The 2,868-nt window shown below is 50.1% G+C and carries 3 protein-coding genes; 2 read left to right on the top strand and 1 reads right to left on the bottom strand.

Going from position 1 to position 2,868, the window contains the following annotated elements; translation table 11 throughout:
- Positions 1–21 precede the first annotated feature (21 nt).
- On the bottom strand, positions 22–600 hold the full coding sequence (locus tag ACUVQO_RS22950; protein WP_445928139.1) for a hypothetical protein: 579 nt from the start codon (positions 598–600) through the stop codon (positions 22–24).
- A gap of 364 nt (positions 601–964) precedes the next feature.
- Here ACUVQO_RS22950 and ACUVQO_RS22945 point away from each other — a divergent pair, with 364 nt between their 5' ends.
- Both ACUVQO_RS22945 and ACUVQO_RS22940 read left to right on the top strand, forming a co-directional pair.
- Positions 965–1,243, top strand: a complete 279-nt coding sequence (locus tag ACUVQO_RS22945) for a hypothetical protein (protein WP_445928138.1) — start codon at positions 965–967, stop codon at positions 1,241–1,243.
- A gap of 56 nt (positions 1,244–1,299) precedes the next feature.
- A complete protein-coding gene (locus ACUVQO_RS22940) occupies positions 1,300–2,811 on the top strand; it encodes a UbiD family decarboxylase (RefSeq protein WP_445928137.1) in 1,512 nt (503 codons plus the stop codon).
- Positions 2,812–2,868: the final 57 nt, after the last annotated feature.

Below are 2,868 nucleotides of genomic sequence, written 5' to 3'. Positions count from 1 at the left end.
GTATTTCAGCCACCGCTGTTCCTAAACCTCTGATGCCACAAGGCGTTGAGCACACTGTGGAAAGTTGGATGGGTCACAATTTCCAAATGCCGGCCCACGGGACTGAAATAAAGTTGCAGACGGGGACACGCTGACCTGGAGCGGGTAGGTACAGCTTTCTGCCAGAAATCTTTCCGTAGCTACATCCGGTTGAAAATTTTCAGCATCCAGGAGCAGCAGGGCGATCGCATCCGTAGGTCGCTCTTCTGGAGGGGAAGGTGGGCTGGCAATCGCATCGGGTGGTTGTGGTGGTAAATCGGACGGCAAGCCCATGATTTGAGAAATCTCAGTGATCAGTGTGGCAAAGTCATGGGTTTGGAAAAAGTCAGGTGTGAATAGACTGCGTAATGTGGCTTCAACTTCTGTCACGATGGCCTGTGCATCGGGTAGTTTACTAAGCCTGGTAGAAAGCCTGTTTGTGAAGGTGGCTTGGTAGCCTGGTTGTTGTAAGGGCAGCGATCGATACTTCTCGTTCAGAAACTCTGGGTGTTGCTGTTGTACAGAGGCGATCGCTTGATAAACGGTCAGACAAATTTGGCGAACGGTTTCTACACTGGTCACGATGGCAGGCTTCTGTTAGACAACAAAGGATGACTTCTGCTACAGCAATAAATCGAATAGTTACGAATATCGCTGTTGAAGTAACAATGGCTAATGGACTCAGGGACTGGTAGAGGCAATCTAAACCAAGTCCAGCTAGAGAACGGTCGTTTTCCGATCAGAGAAACTACGGTTCTGGACTTAGACAAGGTTTATGTACCAAATTACCCTCAAAAAAAGCGGGAAGCTAACCTAAACATCTGATTGAAAGCACGGCCAGGATTTCATTTTTAGTTTTTTTGGAGAAATACTTGTGAAAAGTAAGGGCCATTATTGGGTTAGCAAGAAGTCCAGCCAAAGATTTAAGGGCTATCCTGCTGCAACCGTGGCTTTTTATGGGCCTGATGATAGACTGGCGACAAAGGTTGCTGTGGGCATTGTTGATCAAGACAACGAGGTGCAAGCTCTAGAACGCTGGTTTTCCCAGGATGAGAGTGACATCCGCCGTCAAAACTCAGTATTTCGGGAAATTCTGCGGTTCATTGAAACTCAGGGTGCTAAATCCGTGGTTATGACTGATGGTATTTTTGGTTGTCCTCACGAAGAAGGTATTGATTATCCAGAGGGGGAAAGTTGTCCTCAATGCCCTTTCTGGGGGAAGTAACCCTTAAAGGCTCCACTCACCGCATAATGAGAACAGATGCTTTACAGTTCTTCATCATGGCGAGAGATCTTCGGGGCTTTATTAACTTATTGGAACAGCGGGGACAATTGCGGCGCATCAAAGCGTTAGTAGATCCCTATTTAGAAATTGCCGAAATCTCTAACCGGGTGTTGCAAAGTGGTGGGCCAGCCTTACTGTTTGAAAATGTGAAAGGCTCTCCCTATCCCGTTGCCATTAACCTGATGGGCACGGTGGAGCGTGTGTGCTGGGCGATGAATATAGAACATCCGGAAGAACTGGAAACTTTGGGACAGAAATTAGCCCTCCTGTATCAACCCCGTCCCCCCAAAAAGTTTTCTCAAGCGATCGAACTGGGTAAAGCTTTGTTTGATGTGATCAGGGCCAAACCCGATCGCGATCTATTTCCGGCCTGCCAGCAGGTGGTACTGAAAGAGGATCAGGTAGATCTGACGCAGTTGCCGCTGCTGCACGTTTATCCCGGTGATGCGGCCAAGGTGATGACGCTGGGATTGATGATTACCAAGGATCCGGAAAACAAGACGGTGAATGTGGGAGTCTACCGTCTGCAATTGCAATCGAAAAATACGATGACGGTGCAGTGGTTATCCGTTCGGGGAGCGACTCGCCATTTACGGAAAGCCGCAGAACGGGGACAAAAGCTGGAGGTGGCGATCGCGATCGGGGTCGATCCCCTGATCATCATGGCCGCCGCGACTCCCCTGCCTGTCGATCTCTCGGAATGGCTATTTGCTGGATTGTATGGAGGGTCTGGCTTGCATCTGGCAAAATGCAAAACCGTCGATCTGGAAGTGCCCGCCCAATCGGAGTTTGTGCTGGAAGGGACGATTACACCCGGTGATGTGGCCGTAGACGGGCCAGCCGGAGATCACATGGGCTATTACGGAGGTGTGAACGAACAGGCTCCTCTGCTTCGCTTCCACTGCATGACCCATCGCAAAGATCCGATTTATCTAACAACCTTCAGCGGTCGGCCACCCAAGGAAGATGCGATGATGGCGATCGCCCTCAACCGCATCTACACACCCATCCTGCGGCAACAGGTGCCTGAAATCCGGGATTTCTTTTTACCAATGGAAGGACTGTCCTATAAGGTAGCGGTGATTTCCATTGAAAAAGCCTACCCTGGTCAGGCACGACGGGCAGCACTGGCCTTCTGGAGTGCCTTGCCTCAGTTCAACTACACCAAATTTGTCGTAGTAGTAGACAAAGACATTAATATTCGAGATCCGCGTCAGGTGGTCTGGGCGATTACCTCGAAAGTGGATCCGGCACGAGATGTGTTTATCCTGGAAAACAATCCCTTTGATTCTCTGGACTTTGCCACGGAAAAGCCGGGACTGGGAAGCCGCATGGGAATTGATGCCACCACAAAACTGTATCCAGAAAGCGATCGCCCCTGGGGAGAAACCCTCAAATCCGATCCCGATGTGGCGGCACTGTGCGATCGACGTTGGGCAGAGTATGGTTTGGCTGACCTGAAGCTAGATGAAGTGAACCCCAATCTTTTTGGTTATGACGTGAAGTAAGGAAGTGACATCCTCCCGACACCAATGCTACGCATACGGTGCGGGCTTCCCAAGATC

The sequence above is a fragment of the Leptodesmis sp. genome (assembly GCF_052746595.1).
Note: the sequence above shows the minus strand (reverse complement) of the source record. Positions and strands in the feature narration are given on the sequence as shown.

Coding starts and splice junctions, on each gene's coding strand:
- ACUVQO_RS22940 (WP_445928137.1), top strand. CDS start 1,300: ATGGCGAGAGATCTTCGGGGCTTTATTAACTTATTGGAACAGCGGGGA.